The following is a 25,753-nucleotide window of genomic DNA, read 5'->3' on the forward strand; positions in this document are numbered from 1 at the left end:
GCGGATTTGCGCTTTTGCGGCTTAATCGGTCCGAGATCGCTCGCTTGACATAAAAGCGTAAAATTTACTCGCCGAGACCCGTATCTTGACGGTGCTAAATTTGATTTGGCTAAATTTGGCTTTGCAAGCTAAGCTTCTTTGCGCAAAAAACAACCGTTTGAGGTTGTTTTTTACTTTGTTGTAAAAGGGAGTGGGGGCTTGAATTGCGCTCTGCTAGCAGTTGCGAGGCAAAGCCGAAGCAAAAGAACCCCCTTTTGTATCCGCCTTTCTCTTTTTCTTGGGTGGCGGAAGGGGTTTCTACTTACGAAGCGTCGCCCCTTCCGCCCCCCAAACCCCCACCATCCCCACTACACGTGAGATGTTGCTGCACTGCGTGCAGGTTTATCTGGCGCTAACGCGCTGCGTGTTCAAATTTACGCTTTCACGATGCGGGTCTCGGTCGGTAAAATTTGCAAATTTGACCCCAAATTTGAGCGTAAAACGATAAGGCGCAGTATTTTTTCTTTAGACGAGGCGGAAACGAAGGAGGCGAGGGAGCGGACTAGTCGTCCGTGACCGAAGCCGACCGAGTTTCCAACGAAGTATAAAGAGAAAAGACAAGCCGCAAAAGGCTAAATTTTAACAGCTAAACTAACGCTAAATATCCCATCCCCGTCTATCCACTCTTTTACTTTTTTAAATCCCGCATTTGCCACGAGCTGATCCATCTCGGCCTGGCTGCGGCGGCGCATGATCCAGGCAGCGCCCTGCCTATGACTGGATAGAGCGCGCGCGATCATCTCTAGCTGTGGGTGCCACGGCTGGTTGGTGTAGATGAGGTAGCCGCCGCTTTTTACGCTACTTGAAAAGCCTTGTAGCGCAGTACGCACGACTGAGTTGTCAGGAAAGAGCTCAAACAGCCCAGACACGACGCCAAGCGTATATGCGTCCTGCAGACCCTCGTAGCTAGCGGCTTCGAACGCATTTGCCTGCGTAAAGCTCGCGATGTCCTGTAGCCCGCGCTCTTTTATCATTTCGCTGCCGGCTTTCACGTTTATGTCGCTGTAGTCGCGTAGCGTTATGCGCTCAAATTTATGCCCCTGCGCGGCGTCTAGTATGTATCTGCCGTGTCCCGAGGCGATGTCTAGCAGTCGTAGCGGCTCGCCTCGCTCCTGCAGCTTTGCTACGGCCTGATCGATGGCTAGCTTGATATTTCGCTTGCGCTCTCTGATGCCGCGCCAGCCGATGGCGTTTAGGTAAAATTTGTCGATAAATTTGAAAAATTTATTCGCCCCTTGCGGCTCGTTTCGGTAGATGTAGTCAAGCGTACTGCCGCTATCGTAGCCGGTATTTTCGCCGATCTTTAGCCCGCCGACCCACGGCGAAACCGCCTGCATAAATATCCGCTGGAATTTAAATCGCAAATTTTTCGGGCTAAATCTCGGCAGCGGCGTAGCCAGCCTATCGGCCTCCTCGCGGCTAAATCCGTATTCGTCCGCGTGCGTGCAGTCCACCTCACTAAAAGGCGCTCTAAAGCGCTCGCCGACGAACTCGCGCACGATCTCAAACGCCCTCTCCCGCTCGCTTTCGCCCAGCGTATCGTGGTAAAATCCCTCTAAAATCTCGCGCCTTTTTACCCGCGCGCCAAGAGCGTTGTAAAACTCGTGCTGCGGGGCATGCTCCACGACCCAGTCATCGCCAGAGATCAGCAGTAGCGTAGGTGTCGTGATCGCGGCAGCGTCCGAAACCACGCGCTGTGCCGCCTCGTAAAGCCCCAGTAGTATGCGCACCGAGATCGCGCGAGTGATGAGCGAGTCGGCGTCGTAGCTGGCCTGGCGCTCCTTCTCGTGCGTGAGATAGTGCGCCTTGACGTAGCTGTTTACGAAAAAATTTCCGCGAGCGCAGTAGAGCGCCTTTAGCCCAGCTCTAGCAAACGGTACGTAAAGCTTCACGCTAAACGCGGGACTTGCTAGCACCGCGCAGCGAACGCGCACAGCGTAGTCGTGCAGCCACGCCGAGACCAGCACTGCGCCCACGCTTTGGGCTATCACGGCTAGATTTTGCGTCTCAAACCCAAATCTCTGCTCGATGTGCGCCACAAACTCGTCCACGTCGGCGATGAGGCGGCCGATACTCGGCGCATCGCCCCGCTCGCCCTCGCTTTTGCCGTGTCCGCGCTGATCCCAGGCAAAATAGCTAAAACTCTCATCCGCTAGCCCGTCCGCTACGTGCGTCATCCTGCCCGAGTGCTCGTGTCCGCGGTGAAATATCGCTACGGCTTTGGCGTTTGGCGCGGCTTTAAATTTGAGATTTTGCTCGGCGTTTTCAGCTAGCTCTTTCTCGCTCAAATTTGACGCGCCGCATTTGCTAGTTTCGTTTAAATTTGAGTCCGAGTTTTCGCCGCCGTTTGGTAAATTTTGCTCCTCAAATTTACCCGCGCCGCCAAAACCCGGCTCCGCATTTTCGTCTATGCCGCCTGTTTGCTCGTCGGTCAAATTTGACGTTTCATTTGCGGCTCCGGCGCTCAAATTTACTTCATTTGCGCCCGGATTTTCGCACGCCACGTCCGCAGACAGGCGGTATCTGTAAAATATCCTCGCCCCGTCGCTCGTTATAAAATAGCTCTCTTTAAACTCCATTTTTCGCCTTTCTTGCTTAAATTTATCGATTTTTGCGCTTATTTTATCCTAAAATGCCCCGTTATCTCGTAACCCTTTAGCACGTCCTCCTCCTGCGCGCCAAGCCCGATATTATGGATCACGAGCGGGGTTTTGCTGTCAGCAAATTTATCCGAAACTATGCCAATGTGCGGCCTGCCGTTATCCAGCCGCCACGTCACGATATCGCCCGCTTTAAACTCGCCCTTCGCCTCGTATCCCTTGCGTTTTAGATAGGTGGCGATGTTTGGCACGCGGCGATGATCGATATTTTTGTCGGTCTTTTTCGCGCCCCAGTTTTTTGGATAGGCGATAAAATTTGCGCTCATATCCTCGTGAATGAGCCGCTGCAGATCGATATCCTGTCCGCACAGTGCCCTAACTACGACGTCGGTGCAAACGCCCTTTATCATATCCACATCGCCCATCGGATAGGCTAGCCTAGAGTACGAAGGATCGTAAAACAGCGTCCGTCCGACCTGCACTCTAGCGTCTTGCACGAGCTTCTGGGCAGAAAAAGCAAAAGCCAAATTTGCCGTTAGCGCTAAAAGTAAAATTTTGCTCCAAATCTTCATCAAAACCTCACGCGTAAAAGTATCTAACTATGTGAAAAAATATCGGCGCAGCAAAGCACAGCGAGTCCATACGGTCAAGCATCCCGCCGTGCCCGCTGATCATATATCCCCAGTCTTTGACGCCCAGATCGCGCTTGATTGCCGACATAACAAGCCCTCCTAAAAAGCCCATCATGCAAACGGCAAGCCCGATAAAAAACGCCCCCGTCGCGCCAAAAGGCGTGAGATGATGCAAACACGCAGCCAGCGCGCTAGCGCTAAGTACGCCGCCAGCAAAGCCGACCACCGTTTTAGACGGGCTGATGCTAGGCGCAATCTTGTGCTTGCCAAAAAGTTTACCCCAGATGTACTGCAGCACGTCGCTAGATTGCACGACTATGATCAAAAACAGCATAAGCTCCATACTGCTGCCACTCTCAAGGTCTAGCAAAAGAAGCGCGGGGATGTGCGAGATACAAAACACGCAGATCATCAGCGCCCACTGGATCTTCGTCGAGCGCTCTAAAAAATATGCCGCATCGCCGCAAATAGCCGCCAAAATCGGCAAAAACAAAAATCCGTAAACCGGGATAAATATCATCGCCATCGCGTACCAATCAGCATATATAAATATATACTGCGCGGGCAAAATCACGTAAAAGCACGCCACGAGCGCGATATGATCGCCTCTGCGGATGTAGATGAGCGACAAAAACTCGCGCAATGCGGCAAAAGATACGAGCAAAAACAAAAATATCACGGCGTTTTTGCCCATATACGTAAATGCAAAAATCACCAAAATCATCGCCCACCAGGCGTTTATGCGCGAGGTCAAATTTGAGACGGTTTTGTTCTCGGCGCCAAATTTAGCCTTTAGGATAAAGGCAACGGCGCTAGAGACGACTAGCACCGCGATGAGTCCTAAAAATAGATTTAAGATATGATTTTGCGGGTTCATTTTAGTGCCTTTTGGTTAAATTTGAAGCTAAATTTGACGTCTGCGCAGGAGCGCTCCGAGCAAGCCAAATTTACGCGCGCTTGGTTTACTATGCGGACGGCTTGATCGGTTAAATTTGTTGGCAAAAAAAGCCCGCGCTTTTGGCTCGCGATTAGGTCAAATTTGATTTGCGCATAGGCGAGCGTTTTAGTAAAGGCTTCGTGTTTAAATTTGACGCTTTTAGCCGATCTAAAAGGCTCGCCGTCAAATTTGTCGTAAAAATCGGTCGCAAATTTTCTCTTTTCGTTTGACGGATTTGCAGGGCTCAAATTTACCGCCGTCGCCAGAGCCGCCAAATCAGGCTTTCGTTCTGTCATTTTGCATATCACTCATCGCTAGCAGCGCGTCTTGCGCCTTTTGTAAAAACTCGCCCTTGCCCTCGCCGCCGTAGGTTATCTCCTCGCCCACTATCAGCTCGCAAAGCAGCGGGATGGGTATCATAAAGCCCTTGGGCAGGACGTGGCGCGCGTTTTTGATCCAAACTGGCACAAGCGGGACATCAGGACACTGCTGCGCCAGGCGAAATATCCCGCTTTTAAACGGCTGTAGCGCGAGATCGTCGTCCATCTTGCGCGTGCCTTCCGGAAAGATGATGAGAGAGTGCGTCTGCAGCACTTCGCTCATTTGCGCTAGCGACTCTAGCGGATCTTTATGGCGACTGATTAGAACCATATTAAACACGTTTTTAGCAAGAAACCTGCGCACAGGCCCGCTCTCCCAGTACTCCGCCGCCGCAACGGGGCGCACGCGCTTTCTCACACGGTAAGGCAGCGAGACGAAAATCAGCAAAAAATCGCCGTGGCTAGCGTGGTTTGCGTAGTAAATTTTAGTGCCGTCGCCGATGTTTAAAAGCTCCTGCGGCGGCCGTACGCCCGTGATAAATATAGTAATACGGCAAAGGATAAAATCAAGCGCGGCCGCTAAAAAATTTTTCATCTTGTATCCTTTTTGTTCTTTTGCTTTTCAAATTCATTTTTTGTGACGCCCTCAATTTTACGATTGCGTGCGGCAAATGAGCTTTTTACCCACCTCACCGAAAACGAGCGCTTTAGATATAAATTTTAGGCGATTAAAACGGATACGGTTTAAGTAATGCCTGCAATTTGCCGCTTTTGCTACTTGCCTTTGATTTCGCCGACTTTGATAAAACGCTCGAAATTAACTAAGCGCATTTTGCGGGCCGCGTCTTTTAAAACATCTAAATTAAGTAGACAAATTCGTCGTGATATTTTATCCTCGCCTCAAAAAATCTCGTAAATTTAAACAAGCTCAAATTTATAACGATTGCGTGCCCGCGCCGAGGCGAACTTAAAACTTTTGCAATTATATCAAATTTAGACAAATTTACCTTGCGTAGATTTTGGAGATAGCTATTAAATTTATCCTCGTCCGAGGCGCCCTATTCCCCGCTTTTTAGTCCCATCCTCACGCGGTTTGCACAAGTAAGTGCGAGTAAAAATATCGCGGCGTAAAGCACCCAACTAAACCACTCTGGCAGTCGCCCAAATAGCGCATATATCGTACCGATAAGCCCAAATATAAACGCGCGGTCGCTCTTGCCCATAGGCCCGTCATATCGCCTACCGCAACCGTGCACCTGCCCTAGAACGCCCAAAAACTCACTCATAAAAGATAGAAAGATAACGAGCGTGATAACGCCCCAGTCAAACGGCGTCACGAAGGCAAACGGCAGATACAGCGCGGCGTCCGAGATGACGTCCGTGGCTTCGTTCAGGTAGCCGCCCAGCGGGCTTTTTTGATTAAACTCGCGAGCCAGCATGCCGTCGATGGCATTTAGCGCCATACGCAAAAACATCCAAACGGGCAGCAGAAAGAATAGCGTCGAAACTTCGGCGAATTTTATCAGAAGTCCGCCTAGCAGAACGGAAGTGACGCAGGCTGCGATCGTGACTTGATTTGCGCTGATGCTCGCGCCGTAAAGCCGTCTTACTAACGGACGAAGTAAATTTTGAAATTTGGGCTTTAACTCGTAAATCGTCATTGTAGACTCCGAAAATTTGATTTTCGTATTGTCGCTTAAAAATGCTTGGAAGCAGATTAAATGTGTAGCCGGCTTTTTGTATGAGCTTTTTAATCGTCGATTTTTAAAAGCGTTAGGATAGCGAAATAAACATGAAAATATGAGTAAAGTATCTTTTCTATCGTTGCCGCGATGGCACTCAATTTTTTTGACGCGGGCTCGCGACGGTAAAAGTAGCGTTTACGGCACGATTATAGGCAGCGTGGTAATCTCCTTATGGAAAGCGTACGGCGCAATCATCGTCATATCAGTATCCATCTTTGCTCAATTCCTTTATGCGGGCCGCAAAAATTTATAAACCGCATGGGATTTCATCGCGATAGATTTCAAACTTCGCTCTCCGCCGCAAATGTAATAGACCCTGTCGCGAAAATTCTAAATCATAGCGGCGCCGAGCCGGGAAGAGTACTTTTAAATTTTAAAATTCCGCGGTGGAGCAAAACCTCCGTATTTGCGGATTTAAAGTCAAATTTAGAATTTAATCTCGCCAGATATTTTCGTTTAATTTTAAACTTTTTACTATGGATAGAAAGGATAAAAGCTCGTGCTTGATAGACGTGGCAGGATCAAAGCTCAATACGCTGCGATCTACGCTAGGCTCGAAACTATCGTGTCCCGTGTGGATGAAAACATAGACGTTTCTATCCGAAAAGCTTAATCTGATCGATCCGCCGGCACCGCTTCTAAAGCGAAGCAAGCGCCGCATAAATGCGGGCGTGAGAGCATACATTGCAGACACTGCATCGGCGCTATACACGCTGAATGCGGAGCTAAACTCGCTATCGTCCATCGCGATCTTCTTAAGTCCGCCGAGCGTCGGTCTCGCGCTGAGCGAAGGCAGGATCACGGCCGCCGAGTTTATGCGCTTTTTAAATTCCGCGTAGAAAAATATCCCCCTGCTGCTACGTCGTTCGTCGGTGTGAGTCACGCAAACATCCGCAAAGCTGAAAAATACTCCGTCATAAACGCCGGAAATTTTATCTTCGCAATCAAAATAGCTTATGCCGTCCACAAATAGGCCGCTAGCGCGCAGATACGCCGGCCGAAACGAGCCTGAAATTTCGTAGCGATAACCTAGGCTTGCGATATAGGGCGCGATATATTGGTGTTTAAAGGCGCGGACGAATTTTTTGGATCTGTTGTATTTGATCCGCTCCAGCGCGGCATCCGCGATATTAAACAAAGAAAGGCAGATGGTTACGAGTGCGATGACGAAGCGCAAGGTATCATTCTCGCATATTTCTACGCCTTTGGCAAGCATCCACAGCAAGGTGCAAAAGATAAATACGCGCACTATATTTGCATCTTTATTCACTACTCTATAAGAGATACTGCCGCAGCTAAATATCACTATGATCCAGCAGAGGCCTACTGCTGCTTCTTGATCTCTAAAATTGAAAAATAGCCACAGCGCCGAGGCTAGCACCGCTAGTACTATTATCGAAAACGCCGTGCCTTTGTGCCGCTCCGCCTCATCTAGGATGCCGAGCCTTAGTTTTTCCAGTTCGTTTGCGGTCATCTTTATCTTTCTAAATTTAGCTAGCAAATTTTAAAATTTAATACTTAGAGTTCGCCCCTAAAATTTAAAGAACTAAGATTTAAATTTATAAAATTCCGCTCTTTAAATTTAGCGCGAATTTCTGCGCTAAATTTAGCTTTGGCACAAAATTTCTACGATCACCTGCGGCAATAGCTCATGCTCGATCTCGTGGATTTTGGCTTCGTAAGTTTCAAGGCTCATGCCCGCGCTCTTTTCAAACGCGCGCTGAGCGATAATCGCGCCGCCGTCAAGCTCCTCGCTGACCCAATGCACGCTCACGCCACCCACCTTCATATCGCTCTCAAAGCTCTGCTCTATCGCATGAGCGCCCTTAAAAAGCGGCAGCAGCGACGGATGCAAATTTATCGCGCGAACCCTACTCGTAAAAACGGGCGTGAGAATCCGCATAAAGCCCGCAAGCACCGTAAGCTCCGCGCCGCTTTTTTCGATCTTGCGCACGAGCGCGGCATCAAATTCTTCGCGGCTAGCGAAGTCTTTGTGATTTAGGATCACGCTTTTTAGCCCGAATTTTGCGGCCTTTGCGATACCGCCGGCGCCCGCTTTGTTGCTTAGCGTTAGCACGACTTCGATCTTGGTGCCCCCAAAAGTTTTGCCGTGCAGCTTCTGCAGGATCGCCTCCAAATTTGAGCCGCTGCCGCTAAAAAGCACGGCAAGCTTTTTCACAACCATTTTACCTCCTCGATGAGATCGAGCGGATTTAGCGCGTAGGAGTTTTTGGCGAAGGCTCGCGCGGCGAGTGCGTGGGCTAGGACGCCGCAGATTGAGGCTTGCAGAGGCGAGTAGCCTTGCGCGAGTAGCCCGCCGATGAGCCCTGCGAGCACATCGCCGCTGCCGCCCTTTGCGAGCGCGGCGCTACCCTTGTCGCAGACGTAGATGATGCCCTCTTGCGCGATGAGCGTATTTGCACCCTTTAGCACGAGCACACCGTTAAATTTCTCGCTCCACGCCCGCGCAAGCTCGAAGCGGCGCTCTTGCAGCTCGCTCACGCTAAGATCCGCGATGCCCACGATCTTTAAGAGTGAGCAAAATTCCTTCGGATGGGGCGTTAGAATTAAATTTGAATTGGCGTTTATTAGGCTTAAAATTTCGCGTTCGTAGCACAGATCGGCGTCGATAACGCAGCTTTTGTCCCGTAGCGCGGCAAGATCGATCTTCTGCTCTCCGAGGCCGCAGCCGCAGACTACGACCCGCGCGGCATCGAATGAGCTTTTTTGCATCAAAATCGGGCTTAAATTTAATGGCTTCTCACTAACGACGCTAACGAGCCCGCTGCCGATCGCGTGAGCCGCTAGGGCCGCCATCTGCGCCGCTCCGCTCATCTGTCCGCTTACGACGTAGGTGTGCCCGAAATCGCCCTTGTTGGTGTTTTGCTTCCTGCGTAGCGGCAGCTTCAGATCGCTTTTTTGAAGTAGAAAATATTCGCTCCGTCCTTCGAAATTTGAGCGCGAAATTCCAAGATTTGCGACTTTGATCCGCCCTACGTAATCCTTCGCGCCGTCCGAAAACAGCGCGAGCTTCAGCGCGCCCATTGCGATCGTCAAATCCGCGCAAAACGCACCGCCTAAAATGCGCCCGAGCTTGTCGATGCCGCTTGGGACATCGACTGCTATTTTTAGAGCTTTTGAGCTATTTGCGAGAGATAAAATTTCACAAATTTTAGAGCTTAAGGCTTTGTTTAAACCGCTACCGAAAATTCCGTCGATTATGCAGTCTGCGCTTGTAATCTCATCGCGTAGGACGCTTAGCTTGCCGCATTCGCCGCCGTACCCTGTGCTTTCATGCACGCAGGCATCCTTGCTAGACGCACCCTCTGCGTGCCCGCAATCATCTTTTGCGCTCGCGATATCGATAAACTTAACGCCCGCAGCCCGCGCCGCATCCGTTTGAAATTTGCCTGCCGCGCTTCTATTTTCCAGCACGCAAAGCGCGGTGCAGCTAAAATCGCCGCTTAGCTTTCGCAGCGCCGCTATCGCGTCTGCGCCGTTATTTCCGCCGCCGCAAAGCGCCAAAATGCGCGAGCCCTTTTTGAGCCGCTTTCTGATCTCGCCCTCGATCCTACCGGCGGCGTTTTCCATTAAAATTTGCTCGCTAAGTCCAAATTTCGCGCTCGCTCGCGCGTCGAGTTCTGCGGTGCTAAAGAAAATTTTTTTCAAATTTCGCTCCTTATGCGAAAGCTAAGAGCCTCCAAAATATGCGCCTTAGCGATGATTTCGGCGCCTGCTAGATCGGCGATCGTGCGCGCGAGCTTTAGCGTCTTATTTACGCCGCGCTGCGAAAGGTCGTAGCGGGTGATCGCCGTTTGCAAAACATCCCGCGCAGCGCTTTCGCAGATACAAAATTTTTCAGTTTCCTCGTCGCGCAGCTTTGCGTTTAGCTCGCTCTGCCCCCGAGCCTTTTGCGCGCGAAACGCCCGCAACACCGCATCAGCCATCTCCTCGCTGCAAACGTCGCTTCTGTCGTCCGCGCCGGTCTCGTCCATCGCGACGTATATGTCGATGCGATCGAGCAAGGGCGCGGAGATCGTGTTTTTGTAGCGCCTGATGTCGTTTAGCGAGCAGGTGCAGGTTAGGTTTTTGGAGAATAGATTTCCGCACGGGCAGGGATTTTGCGCCGCGACGAAGATAAATTTCGTTTGGTATTCGACCTTGGAATTTACGCGCGAAATTAAAATTCTATTATCTTCTAACGGCTCGCGCAGGCTTTCTAAAATTTGCTTACCGAAGTGTGGCAGCTCGTCGAAAAACAGCTCGCCGCCGTTTGCGAGCGCGACCTCGCCGATCTTTGCGCCGCTACTGCCGCCGCCGAAAATCGAGCTGCGCGTGCTGGTGTGGTGCGGCGAGCGGAAGGGGCGCAGCGCGCTAAAATCGACGTCTTTGTTATTTAGCGACTCGTAGGCGCACGAGAGCAGCACTTCGCTCAGGCTCTGCGGCGGTAGAATTCTGGCTATCCGCTTGGCGCACATGCTTTTACCGCAGCCCGGGCTGCCCTCAAAGAGGATGTTGTGCATGCCGCATGCGGCGATCAGGCTCGCACGCTTGGCGCGCTTTTGTCCTTTGACGTCTTTGAAATCGAGCGAAAAATCGCGGTTGGGAACGTAAGCTTGCCCGTCAATCTCCACGACGTTTTTAAAAAGCGGATGGACTTCTCGCATGAGCCTGCTTGCGGCAAATTCCTCGTCTAAAAAAAATCTGACCGCATCGCTTAGGCTATCCGCCGCATAGACGTCGTAGTTTGGGATCGTGCAGGCCTTTAGAGCAATGCTTTGCGGCACTAAAATTTTAGCGCGCTTTACCTTCGTGCTTAAAAAAAGCAGGATCGAAAAGAGGCTCGCCGTGCTCTTTAAGCTGCCGTCTAAACCGAGCTCGCCGAAGACGAAGAAATCGCCGTCGATGCGCTCTTTTTGCAGCGCGATTAGAAGCGCGATCGCAAGATCGAAGTGCGAGCCGTTTTTGGGCGTGTCGGAGGGGGAGAGATTTATGATGATTTTGGACGCGGGAAATTTAAAATTTAAGCTCACAAGCGCGGCTTTTACGCGGCTTTCGCTCTCTTTTATCGTAGCGCCCGCAAGGCCTACGATATTAAATCCCGGCAGCCCCCGCACGAATGTCGACTCGACCTCTACGGGGATCAGTGCATCCGTGAAGGCAGCGCATTTTATGGATTTCATTTCGATTTTTCTTTTAGACTTTTTTTGAATTCTTTATCAAATTTTTTGCGTTTGTTGTATCCGATGCGCTCGATGAAAAGATGTCCGTCGAGGTGATCCATCTCGTGCTGGATACAGACGGCTAGCAGCTCGCTAGCGTCCATTTCGTGGGTATTGCCGGCGCGGTCTTGAAACTGCACCGTGATAAACTCGGCGCGCGTGACATCCTCGTAAAAGCCCGGCACCGACAAGCAGCCCTCCTGGTAAACGACCTCGCCTTCCTTTTTTAAAATTTGCGGATTGATGATCTCGATGAGGTCTTTTTTGTCTTGGATTTTTTCCTCATTGGCTAAATTTATAATCAAAGCGCGCATGGGCCTTCCTACCTGGATGGCGGCAAGACCTATGCCGTTTTTTGCGATCATCGTCTCATACATATCGTCTAAAAGCTCGCCCAGCGCCGCGTCGAATTTAACGACCTCGATTGATCTTTGATATAGCTTTTTATTCGGATAGGTAAGGACGTCCAGGATCATCTATTTAAAGCTCTTTTGAAGTACTTGATCGATCAGCCCGTATTGCACGGCATCCTCGGCGCTCATAAAAAAGTCGCGATCGGTGTCCTTTTCGACCTGCGCGAGATCTTTGCCGGAATTTTGCGAAAGGATGCCATTTAAAATTTCTTTCATTCGTAAAATTTCTTTGGCTTGGATCTCGATGTCGGTAGCCTGGCCTTGCGCGCCGCCTAAGGGCTGGTGGATCATTATGCGCGAGTTTGGAAGCGCGTAGCGTTTGCCTTTGGCGCCGCAGCTTAGCAAAAACGCCCCCATCGACGCCGCCTGACCGATACAGATCGTGCTTACGTCGGGTTTGATATAATTCATCGTGTCATAAATGCTAAATCCGCTCGTAACCACGCCGCCCGGGGAGTTGATGTATAGATAGATATCCTTATCCGGATCCTCCGCCTCCAAAAACAGAAGCTGCGCGACGATCGAGCTTGCCACTGCGTCGTCGATCTCGCCGCTAAGCATTACGATACGGTCTTTTAGCAGCCTCGAATAGATGTCGTAGCTGCGCTCTCCGCGACTAGTTTGTTCGATAACGTAAGGAATCACCATCTATTCGCCCTTCTCTTCTTTTTTGCCCTGCTTTGAGAAAATATCGTTAAATAGCTTCTCCTCGATAAGTGCCATTTTGACGGCTGGTAGCATGCCGTTGTCGCGGTATCTATTTAGATGCTCCTTCGGATCGGCGCCGTAGGTGTAGGCCTCCATATAGACCGCCTGAACGAGCTCCTGATCGCTCACGTCGATCTTGCGCTTTTTGGCTAGCTCGTCGATTAAGAAGGTAAGTTTTACGCTGTTTTCGGCAGCCTTCCTAAACTCTTCGCGCTTTTTATCCAGGGCGTCTTTGTTGTTTTTAAATTCCTCGATCTGCTCTTTTGAAAAGCCGCTCCAGGCGTTGTTAAACTGCAAATTAATCTCCTGCTCAACGATCGCTTTTGGAAGCGCGAAGTTAAATTTCTCGGCGAGCGCGTCGGCAAATTTAGGCTTTAGATCCTCATTTATAAGCTTTTGAAGCTTATCGTTTTTGATGCGCTCTTTGATACGCGCTTCAAATTTCTCCTTGCTCGGCTCTTTCTCGCCCGGAAGCGCTTGCTTTAGCTCCTCCTCGCCGAGCTCTTTGGCAGGTTTTTTAGCCTGAATTTCGTGAAGCTTGACTTTAAAGATCGCGTCCTTGCCGGCTAAGCTTTTCGCGCCGTAATCTTGCGGGAATTTAACCGCTACGTCGCGCTCTTCGCCCACTCTAAGTCCGATCATACCGTCTTCAAAGCCCGGGATAAATTGATTTGAGCCGATCTGAAGGACGTAATCCTGCGCCTTGCCGCCGTCGAATGGCTTACCGTCCACGAAGCCTTCGAAGTCGAATTTTGCAAAATCGTCTTTGGCTAGAATTTTTTTGTTGGTTTTAGAAAGCGGAGCGATCATCTGCAAAAATTCCGCTACTTTTTCGTCAATCTCTTTTTGAGTAACTCGCGGGCTGCTAAACTTAGGAATCAGCTCCTCGTACCCCTCGACGCTAACCTCGGGCTTGAAAGAAATTTCGATCTCGACATCGATATCGCCGTTTTTTTCATCAAATTTAGAAAAGACCGGCTCGGATAAAATTTCATCTTGTTTTTTCTTTAAAATTTTAAGAGACTCGTCGATCATATCTTTAAGAAGCTCCTGCTTTGCGTCGCCCTCAAGTTGCTTGCCGTATCGCTTCAAAACCACTACGGTAGGCACTTTGCCCTGTCTAAATCCGTCGATTCTTAGCTGCTTAGAGGCCTTTTTGGCTAGCTCTTCTACTTTGGCTGCGATCTGCTTTGCTTCGATCTTGCTCGCAGCTACCGCATTTGCGGCGTCTTTCATTTTTGCTTTTACTTCCATAAAATTCCTTTAGAAAATTTAAAAATAGCTCGTAATATATCAAAAAATTTCTTATTTAAAGTATAAATTCCTAAAATTTGCCGAGCCTAAGCGGCTCGAGGCTTTTAAATTTTAAAATTTTTAAAAGCCCGCCTTGAAATTTAAAGCGGGACTAAGGCTAAAATTTTACCGATACGTTAAACATAAACTGCCGCGCGTAGCCCATCTGAATAGGTATCACGCTCGTGGTTGTGCCGGTTGAGGATGAGGTATAGTATTTTTTGTCGGTCAAATTTTTGACATTGAACGAAAAATTCGTATCATAGCCCGAAATTTTAGTATCGTAGCTCACGAAGGCGTCATAAACTACGGCGTGAGGCAGCTTAAACGCCGTTCCTGCGGGCACGCTCGGTAGGTTCGTGCGCATATAGTAGGTGTACCACGAGCCGAAGTATCGCGCGCCGCCGCCAAGCCTAAGCCCCTTTGCGCCTAGATGCGCAAAATCGTAGTTGGCAAATAGGCTTGCTTGGTGCTTCGGCGTCGCTTCCAGCGGTTTGCCGATTAGTACCGCAAAAGCGCCGTCGTCTTCGCGCACCCTCGTTTTGGTGTATGCGTAGCTCGCCGACATGCTAAGCCCCTGCGTCACACGCCCGTTTATATCGAGCTCAAATCCTCGCGAGCGAGCCTTGCCGATCGTCTCGCTTATATTATTTACCGTCCGCAGGATGTTTCTTTTATCGATATTAAACACCGCCGCACCCGCAGTGACGCGATCGTTTTGAAATTTAGTGCCGAGCTCCACGGATTTGCCTTCCTCCGGCTTTAGATCGCCGCCTATCGCCTCGCCTATGGACATCTGCGGCGTGAAGCTTTGCGAGTAGTTAGTATATACCGACCACTGCGGGCTTAACAGGTACAAAAGCCCGCCCTGATAGGTCGTAGCAGCCTTTTTCTGATCGGTGTTGTTCGGTCCTTGCCAGCTTTGTTTGGCTACTTGATCGTAAAATTCCCTACGCACGCCCAAAGAAAGTATCAACTCGTCGGTTAAATTTATATTATCTTGAGTGTAAAGCCCGATCGTTCTTAGCTTTTGATATTGTATTTTTGGCTCTCTATCGTTCGTTAAGACGGCGCCCGAAGCGGTCTGCCCGGTAAGCATATTGATGCGCCCTGCGGTGCCTTTTAGCGCGCCCGGGCGGTATCTGTAGTAGTTTTTGTAATCCGTGCCGAAAAGGACATCGTGCTTAAGCAGACCCGTTTCAAATTTGCCGTTTAGGGTGACGCTTGCTGCGTGCGTGCGGTGTATGAAATTATCGTAGTAGTTATACGATCGCGTCGTGCCGGTAAGGCCTTGGGGCGTGAATGGATTGTTCGGACGGACGTAGCCGTATTCGTGCTTGCTGCGCGAGAAAGCATAGGCGCCTTTTAATATCCAATCCTCGTTAAATTCCTTCTCAAAGCCGAAATCAACCGTATCGAGTTTGCTTTGTAGTTTATTTACCGGCTCGTCGAAGCGGACTTTACCGCTGCCGTAAATTTTACCCGTACTCGGCACTAAAAACGCGCCGCGATCCACCGGATCGGTAGAGCGAGTATGGGTGTAGCCTAAGCTTATCGAATAATCGTCTCCTTGATACGCAAGCGACGGCGCAAAGAGCGTGTTTTTTATACCGCCGAAATTTCGCCAATAATCCTTCGCGTAGTAATCGAATATAAATCTATACGCAAAGCCGCTATCTACAATCGGCCCTGTAGTATCAAATCCTGCGTCCCAATAATTGCGATTGCCCAGCCCGCCCCAAAGCTCATTTATAAACTCATACTGCGGCTTTTTGGTTACCATGTTTATGACGCCGCCCGGTTGCTGGGCACCGTAGAGCATGCTCGCGGGTCCTTTTAGAACCTCGACGGATTGAATGGTTTTGTTGTAGTTGTGCATCACGGCGCCCGGCACGCCGTTGCGCATAATCGAGCCGTCGCGACCCTCGCCGAAGCCGCGCTTGATGATCGCATCGAAAATATTTCCCGTCGTATTTGCGTAGCTTATGCCGCTTACGTTTTGCAGCGATTCGGCTAGGGTCTCTGGCTTTTTGTCCTTTAGATGCTGCTGCGTTACGACATTTACGGTTTGTGGAATTTCTAAAATTCTCTTAGTCGTCTTGCCGATTTCGCTGCGTACGGCGCGGTAGCCGTCGTCGTTATTCGCCCATTCTACGACCTCGATATCGCCTAGGTTTTCGCCCGAGGCGGAGTTTGCTGCGGTGTTTTGTTCGGCGCAAGCAAAAGAAAAAAGCGCCAAAGCCGCGCCAAAACTCATCTTAAATTTCATTACCGAACTCCTTTTAGATAAAGCTTATCGAAACGGCGGATTTTAAACAAAAATTTCTTAAATTTAAATATATTATCATTAACATAATGAGATTGATAAAATTTCGCGCGGAATTTTAAAATTTATCAGCGTTATAAAAGGCGTTTTTGAGTAATATCGCGCATCGATCTTTAAGGAATTGCTAAAAATGGACGAAAAAAGCCGAGCTAAATTTGAAAACTGCGTGTCGCAGATGCTTGAAATTTTAGGCGAGGATCCGAAGCGCGACGGGCTTGCGAAGACGCCGGGGCGCGTGGCTAAAGCCTATGAGTTTCTAACTAGCGGCTATGAGCTGGATCCAAAAGAAATTTTAAACGACGCGCTGTTTGAGAGCAGCAACAACGAGATGGTTCTGATAAAAGATATAGAATTTTATAGCCTCTGCGAGCATCATCTGCTGCCTATCATCGGGCGCGCGCATGTCGCGTATATCCCGAATAAAAAGGTCGTGGGGCTTAGCAAAATTCCGCGTATGGTAAATATTTTTGCGCGCAGGCTGCAGATCCAAGAGCAGCTTACCGAGCAGATCGCAAGTGCAATCCAAGAGGTAATCCATCCGCTCGGCGTGGGCGTGGTACTGCAGGCGCGGCACATGTGCATGGAGATGCGCGGCGTGCAAAAGATCAACTCGACCACGACTACGTCGGCACTTAGGGGGCTTTTTATCAGCCGAAACGACACGCGTAAGGAATTTTTCGATCTAATAAATTCTCCAAAAACTTTTGGTTTTTAAAACGGCAAGCGTTAAAGAAAAATTTAGCAATTATGTTATATTATCGTGCGAAATTGATAAAAGAGCGAAATTGTCTGATTAAATTTCAGACAAATTTTAGAAAGGAATTTTATGCAGCGCGTTTATTTAGATAATAACGCCACTACGATGGTCGATCCCGAAGTTTTTGAGGAGATGAAGCCATTTTTTTGCGATAAATACGGCAATCCAAACTCCCTTCACAGCTTCGGCAGCGAGACTCACCCCGCGCTAAGAGCCGCGATGGATAGGCTCTATGCGGGGCTTGGCGCTGCGGATGCGGACGATATCGTCATCACAAGCTGTGCGACCGAGAGCAATAACTGGGTTTTAAAAGGAATTTACTACGATAAAATTCTAACCGGCGAGAAGGACAATATCATCATAAGCTCCGTCGAGCACCCCGCAATCAGCGCGACCTGTGCTTTTTTAGAAAAAATTTGCGGCGTAAAGATCACTCGCCTGGGCGTCGATAAAGACGGACTAATCGATCTTGACGAGCTTAGCGAAAAGATCAACAACAAAACCGCGCTTGTTAGCGTGATGTGGGCAAATAACGAAACCGGCACGATCTTCCCCGTAAAAAAAATCGCACAAATCGCACACGAGCATGGCGCGCTATATCATGCCGACGCGGTGCAGGCCATAGGCAAGATAAAGGTAAACGTGCGCGATGCGGACGTGGATTTTTTAAGCCTTTCCGGGCATAAATTTCACGCTCCAAAAGGCGTCGGCGCACTTTATATTAAAGATAGCAAGCCGCTTACGAGCCTGCTTCATGGCGGCGAGCAGATGGGTGGGCGCCGCAGCGGCACGCTAAATGTTTCTGGCATCGTAGGGCTAGGCAAAGCCTTGGAGCTAGCGAATAAATTTATAGATTTTGAGCGCACTCAGGTAAGTAGACTGCGCGATAAGCTGGAGGATGCGCTTTTGCAAATTTCAAACGTCAGCGTCGTGGGTGATCGCAGCATTCGCGTGCCAAACACCATCCTCGCCTCGATCCAAGGCGTCGAAGGAGAGGCGATGCTGTGGGATCTAAATAAAGCGGGCATAGCCGCTTCTACTGGCTCTGCGTGTGCGAGCGAGGCGCTCGAGAATAACCCGATAATGGAAGCGATCGGCGCAGATAAGGAGCTGGCGCATACGGCGTTAAGGCTTTCGCTGTCGCGCTTTACTACGGAAGCGGAGATCGATTACGCGATCGAGCATATAAGTAAAGCTATCGTCCGTCTTCGCGGGATTTCAAGCACGTTTGCTTACGCGCCGCAAGGTTATGAGAAAAATAAAGGATAAAAAATGGCAAAAAACAGTTTAATAAACGGTTCGATCTGGGAGCAATACTCGCAAAAAGTGCAGGACCGTATGAATAATCCTCGCTATATGGGCGAGATCACCGAGGAGGAGGCGCAGGCCAAGGGAGCCAAACTCGTGGTCGCGGACTTCGGCGCCGAGAGCTGCGGCGATGCGGTGCGGCTGTATTGGTTGATAGATCCTAAAACCGATAGAATTTTAGACGCTAAATTTAAAAGCTTTGGTTGCGGTACGGCGATTGCGAGTTCGGATACGATGGCTGAGCTTTGCATCGGAAAGACGGTCGATCAAGCGGTAAAGATTACAAATTTAGACGTAGAGCACGCGATGCGCGATACTCCAGATGAGCCTGCCGTACCGCCGCAAAAGATGCACTGCTCGGTCATGGCATACGATGTCATCAAGCAGGCTGCAGCGAATTATAAGGGCGTCGATCCCGCGCATTTCGAGGATGAGATCATCGTGTGCGACTGCGCGCGCGTAAGCCTCGGCACGATCAAAGAGGTGATCCGCCTAAACGATCTTCATACGGTCGAAGAGATCACGCAATACACTAAAGCGGGTGCGTTTTGCAAATCCTGCGTGCGCCCGGGCGGACACGAGGAGAAGGATTATTATCTGGTCGATATTTTAAAGCAAACTAGAGAGGAGATGGAGAGAGAGAGGCTTCAAGCTCAAGCCGAGGCGAGTGCCGCTACTAGCGCGAAAGCGGGAGCGGAGATGAGCTTTGAGCAGCTAAATTTAATCGGTAAATTTAAAGCGGTCGAAGGGGTGCTTGACGAGGATATCCGCCCGATGCTCCAGATGGACGGCGGCAATCTCGACGTCATAGACATCAGGCCTGCAGACGACGGCAAAACCGATATCTACATCCGCTACCTAGGAGCTTGTAGCGGCTGCGCCAGTGGTGCGAGCGGCACATTATATGCGATCGAAAATGTTTTGCAAGAAAACCTTAGTCCAAACATCCGCGTAATGCCGATTTAGGCTTATCGGTCGCTACGTTTCATCTTGGCTTGGTCTTTACGAAGTTTTAAGAGCTTGAGCTTCTGCGCAACAGCGGAGCTAAATTTCGCCCCTTAGCTAAATTCGCAATTAGATGCTAAATCTGCGTAGAATTTCGCCGTTTGCTTTTAAGAATATCGTAAATTTTGCTAAGGTTTTCTAGCGTGAAATTCATCCGTAAATTTTGTCTATAAAATTTAATTAAAAGCTTCTTATTTCGCTCGTGTAAGTTTTTTATGAGATTTCGTTTGTAAATTGGACATAGAATTTCTCCGCGAATTTCATCTTTTCATAAATTTAGATGAAAATGCGCCATAAATCGCAGAATTTTAGCTGGCTATAATTTCTTTTTATTATAATTGCGCCTTATTTCAACTAAAAGGGGAGCAAATGAAAGTATTTGTTTTGGCGGCTCTACTACTTGGTTTTCTATCTGCAAATTCTTTGGATCAGATCAAAAAAGATAGGCTCGTTCGCATAGGTGTATATAACGATCAGCCGCCGTTTAGTGCGCTCGTAGACGGCAAATATAGGGGATTTGAGATTGCTCTTGGCGAAAAGCTCGGTAAGGAGATTTTCGGCGATAATCCCGGCAAGGTAAAATTTGTCCCGATCACGGCTTCAAGACGCATTAGCGCTTTACAGCGCAATGAAGCGGATATGGTGATTGCGACCTTTACTCCTACGCCCACGCGAGCTAAGAAGGTGGATTTTTCAGAGCCTTATTTTAAGGTGCAGGTAGGTGTGCTAGCCAAAAAGGACGAAAATGTCACGAGCTTCGATCAGCTGCGCAAAAAGAGGATTTTTGTCATCAAACACTCTCCTATTCACAATTTCTTACGCAAAGCGGGCTTTAGAAAGAATTTAAACTTTTGCGCCAGCTCGGCTAAATGTTACCGCGCTTTCAAAAGGGCGAAAAACGCCGTGCATGTCGATGATAATCTAATCCTGCACGCATACGCAATCATCGATAATAAAACGCAGGTTGCTTTGGATGGTCTAGGTAAGCAAACTTACAACGCAATCGCCGTGCAGAAGGGCAATAATGCGCTGCTAGAGCTAATCAATACATCTTTAGCGGGATTAAAAAAAGACGGATTTTTAGATAAGACCTTTGACGATACGCTCGGGATTTTTTATCATGGCACGATCGATAAGAAGGAATTCTTAGTTGAATAAAATTTCGTGCAGAATTTAATTCGTGCGCCTGGTTTCCGCGTAAAATTCGATTCATTGTAATGATGGAGCGAGAAACACGTTGCGGGCTTAATTTGCTTTTAGAATTCGGCTTTGATTTTGCTTGCCTCTCCTAAAGCGCAAATTTTATCGGGATTAGTGAGGCTATTTAAAACGCGCGCACCACTAGTGCGAAATTTCATTTTTCGGAAGTAAAATTTTTAAGCGATTCGGCTGCATTTAAAATTTACGCAACTTTTATAGAGTCTGTTTCAATTTTGCGTTTCACAAAACCCACGCTAGCTTGTAAATTTCTATTTTTCAGCTCCAAATACCTGCTCCGTAGCTACAATTTTATGATTTAAATTTTAAAAATTCCTCTAAAAGGAGTTAAACCCCCAAGCGCTATTATCGCCTCAGTATGGAGAATTTAAAATTTACGCCCTACATCAAAGGCAAATTTTATGCAAAGTAGGCGCTAAATGAGCAGGCAGCAAATAATTTCAAATTTAGCGGTATCTGTCTTATCGGGTGCCGCGAAGCTGCATTTTATAAAGACGCGGCGAATACAAAAAATGGTCGTAAAATTTTTCCCCAAAAGCCAATCCCGATTTACTTCACCAGTTCGTAATTATACTCTTTCGTGCCGTCAAGTAGATTTGTGACGTTGTAGCCTCGCTCGTTTAGGGCTTTGGCGAGCTTGGCGCTGCGGTTGCCGCTGTAACAATGTGTGATCATCTTTTTGTCTTTATTGGCCTCAAGCACGTCCTTGTAATTTTCTAAAGGCTCGCCATCAGGAATATTTATCGCGCCTTTCATATGCCCCGCGTCGTAGTCTTTTTTCTCGCGCACATCGATGACTAAGACGTTCGGCTCATTCGCTATTTTCAAAAACCCCTCCGCGTTTATGCTGCCGACCTTATACAGCTCGTAGTCGTACTGCTTCACGCCGGGCGCATTCATAAGCACATTGAAGCCCTTTTGTTTAAGCAGATCAAGCGCCTTGCCGCTGCGGTTGCCTGTATTGCAATAAAGCACGACGTTTTTATCCTTGTAGGCGCTTATCTCGTCCAGTCTGCTTTCCAGCTCTCCAAGCGGGATGTTGATCGCGTGTTTTATGTGTCCTGTGGCGTACTCATCCGCGCCTCTGACGTCAATGACCAGATAATTTTCTTTCGCTCTATTGTCCTCCTCTATTGCTGATAGCGCCGCACCGCTTATGGCGTAGCCGTTAGACTGTTGCATCTCGGCGCCGCAAGTCGCAAAAGATCCCAATGCCGCCAGCAAAACCGCGCTTTTTAAAATTTTGTGAGAAATAAATTTCATATGCTTCCTTTGAATTTTAGCTTTTAAAGCGGGAGATTATATCAAAATTTTATCTAAATAGTGTGAATTTGTGCGGAATGCGTTAGATTATGCCGACGCGAGATTTGCCGATGCGAAAACGCGAAAGAGACCCAAATAAAAAACTTTTGCCAAAATAGCTTAAAGGCTCGTAGATAAAGATGCTTTGCGCAAATTTGTCTTTTAGAGGCGAAGCAACAAATCCAAAAAACTCACATTTGCCCGAAGGTAAATTTTATGCTTTTGCTAATTTTCATTATTTTTCAAGTATAAGTAAGATATAATCTCGAACTTTTTTGAGGCGCCGTATGCACTTAAAGGTAATTTGAAGATGGTGTCAAGAGAGAGACTTGAACTCTCGACCTCCGGCTTATGAGACCAGCGCTCTAACCAGCTGAGCTACCTTGACACGCGAAAAGAAATGGCAGTATAGCTAAATATTCTTATTTTTAATTGAAATACTTTAAAAGGAGAGAAAATGAATGCGGCTTTGATTTTATTAGTCGTCATAGTTTTGTTAGTTCTGGCGTTAGTGGGCGTTTACAACTCGTTCATCGCTAAGCGCAACCAGGTGCGAAATATCGCCTCTACCGTCGATACGCAGCTTAAAAAGCGCTATGACCTCATCCCAAATTTAGTTAGCACCACGCGCGAATATATGAGCCACGAAAACGCCGTGCTAACGCGTGTTAGCGAACTTCGCTCACAGGCGATCAACGCGGCTTCTAACGCAGATAAATTTAAATTAAATAGCGAAATTTCGGCTCTTTTGGGGCAGATTCGCATCGCAGTGGAGGCGTATCCGAACCTCAAAGCTAACGAATCATTTGTCAAATTACAAAACGCGTTAGGCGAGTGCGAGGAGCAGATCAGTGCCGCACGCCGCGCTTATAACGGCGCCGTTACGGTCTACAATAACGCCTGCGAGATGTTTCCTACTAACATTATCGCTAGCGTTTTTAACTTCGCCAAGGCAGAATTTTTCGCCACCAGCGAGCAAGAAAAGCAAGCCCCAAACGTCTCTGAGCTTTTCAAAAAATAGGCGCGAGACGTAGAAAATTTACGATGAAATTTTAAAATTTTATCGCGAATAACGCTTAGTGCCACAAGGCTAAATTTATAGCGAGCAAAACAGATCGCGCGCAAAATATATGCGCTTTAAAGGGTTTGCTTCGCACCCCCGCGTGCTCGTCATCTAGTTTGGGATATTTTGTGACGCGCGGTACTTAGAATTTTAACAATAAAATTTATAAAACTAATTTGATTTGCATTTTCTCGGCGCGCAGAAGCTCGTTTTAACAAGCAGCGCAACGCCAAATTTTAAAAGTCTAAATCTCGCAGTGTAAATTTTAGCTAGCTCGCCACCGGCGTTACTTACGCAAACGGCGGCAAAATATGCGGCGTTAGTCGTAAGTAATTTTGCAAATTTGCGCTTCAGTTACAGCTGCGAGGTCCTTCGGCGCAAGAGCGATCTGTTTTCCGCGCACGCCTGCGCTAACGTAAATTTTCTCCTGCGTTAGCGCTTTTTCATCGATGAAAGTGCGGAAGTGCTTTTTCATCCCAAGCGGCGAGCAGCCGCCCCTGACGTAGCCCGTGACCTTTTGCAAATCCTTCAAATCCATCAGCTCGCAACGCTTCGCACCACAGATGTGCGCGAGCGCCTTGAGATCCAAATTTAGATCGCCTTGCAGGCAGGCTACGATGTATTCGTGATCCGCCGTGCAAACTATCGTTTTATAGACCCGCTCGATCGGCTCGCTCACGCTATTTGCCACGTGTACCGCGTCTAAATTTAAAGGATCCACCGCGTATTCTTTGATCTCGTAGGGGATTTTCAGACCGTCCAGTACGCGCGCGGCGTTTGTTTTTGAACTCATTTCGCCTCCTTAAATTTAATAGCGGATTTTGTTTTCTTTCAAAAAATCGCGCAGATCTTCGTATTCGCTCTGATCGAAATAGCGCCATTTGCCGGGTTTTAACATCCCAAGCGTCATTCTACCGAATGCCGTGCGCTTAAGCTCCACGACATCCAGATCGAAATAGCCGAAAAATCTACGCAGCTCGCGGTTTTGCCCCTCGTTAATGATCGCTTTTATTTTCGTATAACCGCCGCTGCTAGGCATTATGCGGTAGCCCAAAAAGGGCTTAAATTCCATCGATTTGATTTTGCTTTTGGCGTGCGCGCCCTTACTCGCATCTGCGGCGAAAAAGCCTTCGCGGATTGCCGTTACGACCTCACCCCCCACCTCGCCTTTTACCTTTAGATAGTACTCTCGCTCGATGTCGCTGTTCATCAGTGCCGTAGCGATTGCGGGTGCATCGGTTAGCAGCAAAAGCCCCTCGCTTGCGAAATCCAAACGCCCCACGCTAACAAATCTGCTAAAGCCCTCAGGCAAGCTATCGTAAATCGTCCGCCTGCCGCGATCGTCCTTTTTAGTAACTAACTCGCCTTTGCGTTTGTTATAAACGATCATCGTAAATTCCGTCTTAGGCTTGATAAGACACGAGCCGATGCGGATCTTCTCCTCGCCGCTAACCTCTATAAAATCGCTAACGACGCGACCGTTAATGCTAACCTTGCCCTGCTTGATCAGCTCGTCCGCCTCACGGCGCGAGTAGCCGGTGTTATGGGAGATAAATTTATTCAGACGCATCTTTTGCATTATTTTAGCCCCAAGCTCGTTAGATCGTGAATATGCAAGATCCCCACGGGCATGCCATTTTCGACTACGGGCAGGACTTGAATTTTGAATTGCTCGATCAAATTTAGCGCATCTATTGCGAGCATATTTTTATCGTCTAGCATTTTAGGATTTTTGGTGGCATATTTTAGCGCGCCGTCATTGATGTCAAAATCCTCTCGCATCAGCGCTCGGCGCAGATCGCCGTCGCTTAAGATCGCCTCGAGCGCGCCTTTTTCGTTTACTAACAAGACGGTGCCGAGCTTTCCGTGCGTCATAACGTCAATAGCTTGTTTTAGGCTGGCGTTATGCTTTATAACCGGTAAATTTTTACTTTGCATCACGTCTTTTACTTTGACGAAAAGCCGCTTGCCCAGGCTGCCGCCGGGATGAAAATTTGCAAAATCCTCTTTGCCGAATCTGCGCTGCCTCATCAAACAGATCGCTAACGCGTCTCCTAACGCAAGTGTTAGCGTCGTAGAAACCGTAGGCGCGGCGCCTAGCGGGCAGGCCTCTTTGACGATATTTAGGCTTATGAACTCATCGCTAACCTTACCGAGCGAGCTGTTTTTATCGCGCGCCATCGCAATGATCTTCACGCCGAAGCGTTTGAGATGAGGTAAAATTCTAACCAGCTCCTCGCTCTCGCCGCTAAAGCTGATCGCAAGCACCATATCGTCCTTACCGATCATACCCAGATCGCCGTGCAGTGCCTCGGTAGGGTGGACAAAAAACGACGGCGTACCGGTGCTGGCAAGCGTCGCAGCGATCTTGGCGCCCACATGTCCGCTCTTGCCCACGCCGGTGACGATTACCTTGCCTTTGCAAGCTAGGATCAAGCTTACGGCTCGCTCAATTTCGCTGCCGATAAGATCTGCATGCCGCAAAAGCTCCGCTCCTTCGAGCCTCAGCACCTCTCGTGCCGTATCTAGAATTTCACTCATTAAACCTTCTTTTTAAAATTTGCTTTCATTTTACGCCTCTTTACGCCGCGCCTAAATTTGCGCTAGCCAAAATTTCACGCCCTTGAAATTTACACCATAAAATTCTAATCTACAAAATCGCGCGCCGCTCTGCCCGCTTGCCGCAGCCTTCCTAGGCATTCTTTAAATTTTGCCTTACGCCGAAATTCTGTGCTAAAATTTTACTTGCCGCTTTAAAATTTCGCGCTGCAAGACCTGCTAATGCCGCTTTTAAATTCCAACGCTGCAAAGCCCGCTTACGTCGTAAAATTCGGCACTCTACGCCCGCAACATAAAATTTCATGC

At 48.6% G+C, this 25,753-nt stretch carries 23 protein-coding genes and 1 tRNA gene; 5 read left to right on the forward strand and 19 right to left on the reverse strand.

Features of this window, described 5'->3' with window-relative positions; all coding sequences use genetic code 11:
* Nucleotides 1-611: 611 nt before the first annotated feature.
* The 14 genes from QZ367_RS06520 to QZ367_RS06585 form a co-directional block, all read right to left on the reverse strand.
* The gene (locus QZ367_RS06520; protein WP_291938751.1) at nt 612-2,618 is read right to left on the reverse strand and encodes a bifunctional alpha/beta hydrolase/class I SAM-dependent methyltransferase; all 2,007 of its coding nucleotides are present in this window, start codon (nt 2,616-2,618) and stop codon (nt 612-614) included.
* 38 nt (nt 2,619-2,656) lie between these two features.
* Complete coding sequence (locus tag QZ367_RS06525) at nt 2,657-3,211, reverse strand: DUF1287 domain-containing protein (protein WP_291938752.1); 555 nt, start codon at nt 3,209-3,211, stop codon at nt 2,657-2,659.
* 7 nt (nt 3,212-3,218) lie between these two features.
* Nucleotides 3,219-4,148: a phosphatidate cytidylyltransferase gene (locus tag QZ367_RS06530; RefSeq protein ID WP_291938754.1), complete on the reverse strand. Its 930-nt coding sequence runs from the start codon at nt 4,146-4,148 to the stop codon at nt 3,219-3,221.
* On the reverse strand, nt 4,145-4,504 hold the full coding sequence (locus QZ367_RS06535) for a hypothetical protein (RefSeq protein ID WP_291938756.1): 360 nt from the start codon (nt 4,502-4,504) through the stop codon (nt 4,145-4,147). The genes QZ367_RS06530 and QZ367_RS06535 overlap by 4 nt, the downstream gene beginning before the upstream one ends.
* The gene (locus tag QZ367_RS06540) at nt 4,485-5,123 is read right to left on the reverse strand and encodes a 1-acyl-sn-glycerol-3-phosphate acyltransferase (protein ID WP_291938758.1); all 639 of its coding nucleotides are present in this window, start codon (nt 5,121-5,123) and stop codon (nt 4,485-4,487) included. The genes QZ367_RS06535 and QZ367_RS06540 overlap by 20 nt, the downstream gene beginning before the upstream one ends.
* A 463-nt stretch (nt 5,124-5,586) precedes the next feature.
* Complete coding sequence (locus QZ367_RS06545) at nt 5,587-6,189, reverse strand: CDP-alcohol phosphatidyltransferase family protein (protein ID WP_291938760.1); 603 nt, start codon at nt 6,187-6,189, stop codon at nt 5,587-5,589.
* Between the two features lie 517 nt (nt 6,190-6,706).
* Complete coding sequence (locus QZ367_RS06550) at nt 6,707-7,747, reverse strand: DUF3137 domain-containing protein (RefSeq protein WP_291938762.1); 1,041 nt, start codon at nt 7,745-7,747, stop codon at nt 6,707-6,709.
* 132 nt (nt 7,748-7,879) lie between these two features.
* On the reverse strand, nt 7,880-8,458 hold the full coding sequence (gene purN / locus QZ367_RS06555; RefSeq protein WP_291938763.1) for a phosphoribosylglycinamide formyltransferase: 579 nt from the start codon (nt 8,456-8,458) through the stop codon (nt 7,880-7,882).
* Nucleotides 8,449-9,942, reverse strand: coding sequence for an NAD(P)H-hydrate dehydratase (locus QZ367_RS06560; RefSeq protein ID WP_291938765.1), 1,494 nt, complete (start codon nt 9,940-9,942; stop codon nt 8,449-8,451). The genes purN and QZ367_RS06560 overlap by 10 nt, the downstream gene beginning before the upstream one ends.
* Nucleotides 9,939-11,456, reverse strand: coding sequence for a YifB family Mg chelatase-like AAA ATPase (locus QZ367_RS06565; protein ID WP_291938767.1), 1,518 nt, complete (start codon nt 11,454-11,456; stop codon nt 9,939-9,941). The genes QZ367_RS06560 and QZ367_RS06565 overlap by 4 nt, the downstream gene beginning before the upstream one ends.
* The gene (def, locus tag QZ367_RS06570) at nt 11,453-11,971 is read right to left on the reverse strand and encodes a peptide deformylase (protein WP_291938769.1); all 519 of its coding nucleotides are present in this window, start codon (nt 11,969-11,971) and stop codon (nt 11,453-11,455) included. Before def ends, QZ367_RS06565 begins: the two co-directional genes overlap by 4 nt.
* The gene (clpP, locus tag QZ367_RS06575) at nt 11,972-12,556 is read right to left on the reverse strand and encodes an ATP-dependent Clp endopeptidase proteolytic subunit ClpP (protein WP_005871578.1); all 585 of its coding nucleotides are present in this window, start codon (nt 12,554-12,556) and stop codon (nt 11,972-11,974) included.
* Complete coding sequence (tig, locus tag QZ367_RS06580; RefSeq protein WP_291938773.1) at nt 12,557-13,870, reverse strand: trigger factor; 1,314 nt, start codon at nt 13,868-13,870, stop codon at nt 12,557-12,559.
* A 157-nt stretch (nt 13,871-14,027) separates the two neighbouring features.
* Nucleotides 14,028-16,178, reverse strand: a complete 2,151-nt coding sequence (locus QZ367_RS06585) for a TonB-dependent siderophore receptor (protein WP_291938775.1) — start codon at nt 16,176-16,178, stop codon at nt 14,028-14,030.
* Nucleotides 16,179-16,365: 187 nt separating this feature from the next.
* On the opposite strand from QZ367_RS06585, the gene folE reads away from it, so the two are divergent.
* The 4 genes from folE (at nt 16,366) to QZ367_RS06605 (ending at nt 20,463) form a co-directional block, all read left to right on the forward strand.
* The gene (gene folE, locus QZ367_RS06590) at nt 16,366-16,950 is read left to right on the forward strand and encodes a GTP cyclohydrolase I FolE (RefSeq protein WP_291938777.1); all 585 of its coding nucleotides are present in this window, start codon (nt 16,366-16,368) and stop codon (nt 16,948-16,950) included.
* 111 nt (nt 16,951-17,061) lie between these two features.
* Nucleotides 17,062-18,261 (forward strand): NifS family cysteine desulfurase, encoded by a 1,200-nt coding sequence (locus QZ367_RS06595; RefSeq protein ID WP_291938779.1) that lies wholly within the window; start codon nt 17,062-17,064, stop codon nt 18,259-18,261.
* Nucleotides 18,262-18,264: 3 nt separating this feature from the next.
* Nucleotides 18,265-19,266: an iron-sulfur cluster assembly scaffold protein gene (locus QZ367_RS06600; RefSeq protein ID WP_291938780.1), complete on the forward strand. Its 1,002-nt coding sequence runs from the start codon at nt 18,265-18,267 to the stop codon at nt 19,264-19,266.
* A gap of 408 nt (nt 19,267-19,674) precedes the next feature.
* Nucleotides 19,675-20,463 carry a transporter substrate-binding domain-containing protein gene (locus QZ367_RS06605; protein WP_291938781.1) on the forward strand — a complete coding sequence of 263 codons (789 nt, stop codon included), beginning with the start codon at nt 19,675-19,677 and terminating at the stop codon, nt 20,461-20,463.
* A gap of 609 nt (nt 20,464-21,072) precedes the next feature.
* On the opposite strand, the gene QZ367_RS06610 is transcribed toward QZ367_RS06605, so the two are convergent.
* Together QZ367_RS06610 and QZ367_RS06615 are read right to left on the reverse strand one after the other, a co-directional pair.
* Nucleotides 21,073-21,786 carry a rhodanese-like domain-containing protein gene (locus QZ367_RS06610; protein WP_291938782.1) on the reverse strand — a complete coding sequence of 238 codons (714 nt, stop codon included), beginning with the start codon at nt 21,784-21,786 and terminating at the stop codon, nt 21,073-21,075.
* A gap of 350 nt (nt 21,787-22,136) precedes the next feature.
* Nucleotides 22,137-22,213 (reverse strand) — tRNA-Met (locus QZ367_RS06615).
* A gap of 69 nt (nt 22,214-22,282) precedes the next feature.
* On the opposite strand from QZ367_RS06615, the gene QZ367_RS06620 reads away from it, so the two are divergent.
* Entirely contained in the window at nt 22,283-22,846 is a 564-nt protein-coding gene (locus tag QZ367_RS06620) for a LemA family protein (protein WP_291938783.1), read from the forward strand.
* Nucleotides 22,847-23,207: 361 nt separating this feature from the next.
* Here the strand turns inward: QZ367_RS06620 and ybaK are convergent, their stop codons facing one another.
* Genes ybaK through QZ367_RS06635 form a run of 3 tightly spaced genes read right to left on the reverse strand, consistent with a single transcriptional unit; the run spans nt 23,208 to nt 25,429 of the window.
* On the reverse strand, nt 23,208-23,681 hold the full coding sequence (ybaK, locus tag QZ367_RS06625) for a Cys-tRNA(Pro) deacylase (RefSeq protein ID WP_291938784.1): 474 nt from the start codon (nt 23,679-23,681) through the stop codon (nt 23,208-23,210).
* A gap of 15 nt (nt 23,682-23,696) precedes the next feature.
* The gene (locus QZ367_RS06630; RefSeq protein ID WP_291939294.1) at nt 23,697-24,458 is read right to left on the reverse strand and encodes a pseudouridine synthase; all 762 of its coding nucleotides are present in this window, start codon (nt 24,456-24,458) and stop codon (nt 23,697-23,699) included.
* Between the two features lie 8 nt (nt 24,459-24,466).
* Entirely contained in the window at nt 24,467-25,429 is a 963-nt protein-coding gene (locus tag QZ367_RS06635; protein WP_291938786.1) for a KpsF/GutQ family sugar-phosphate isomerase, read from the reverse strand.
* Nucleotides 25,430-25,753 lie beyond the last annotated feature (324 nt).

This window comes from Campylobacter sp. (assembly GCF_019423325.1).
Taxonomy (GTDB): domain Bacteria; phylum Campylobacterota; class Campylobacteria; order Campylobacterales; family Campylobacteraceae; genus Campylobacter_B.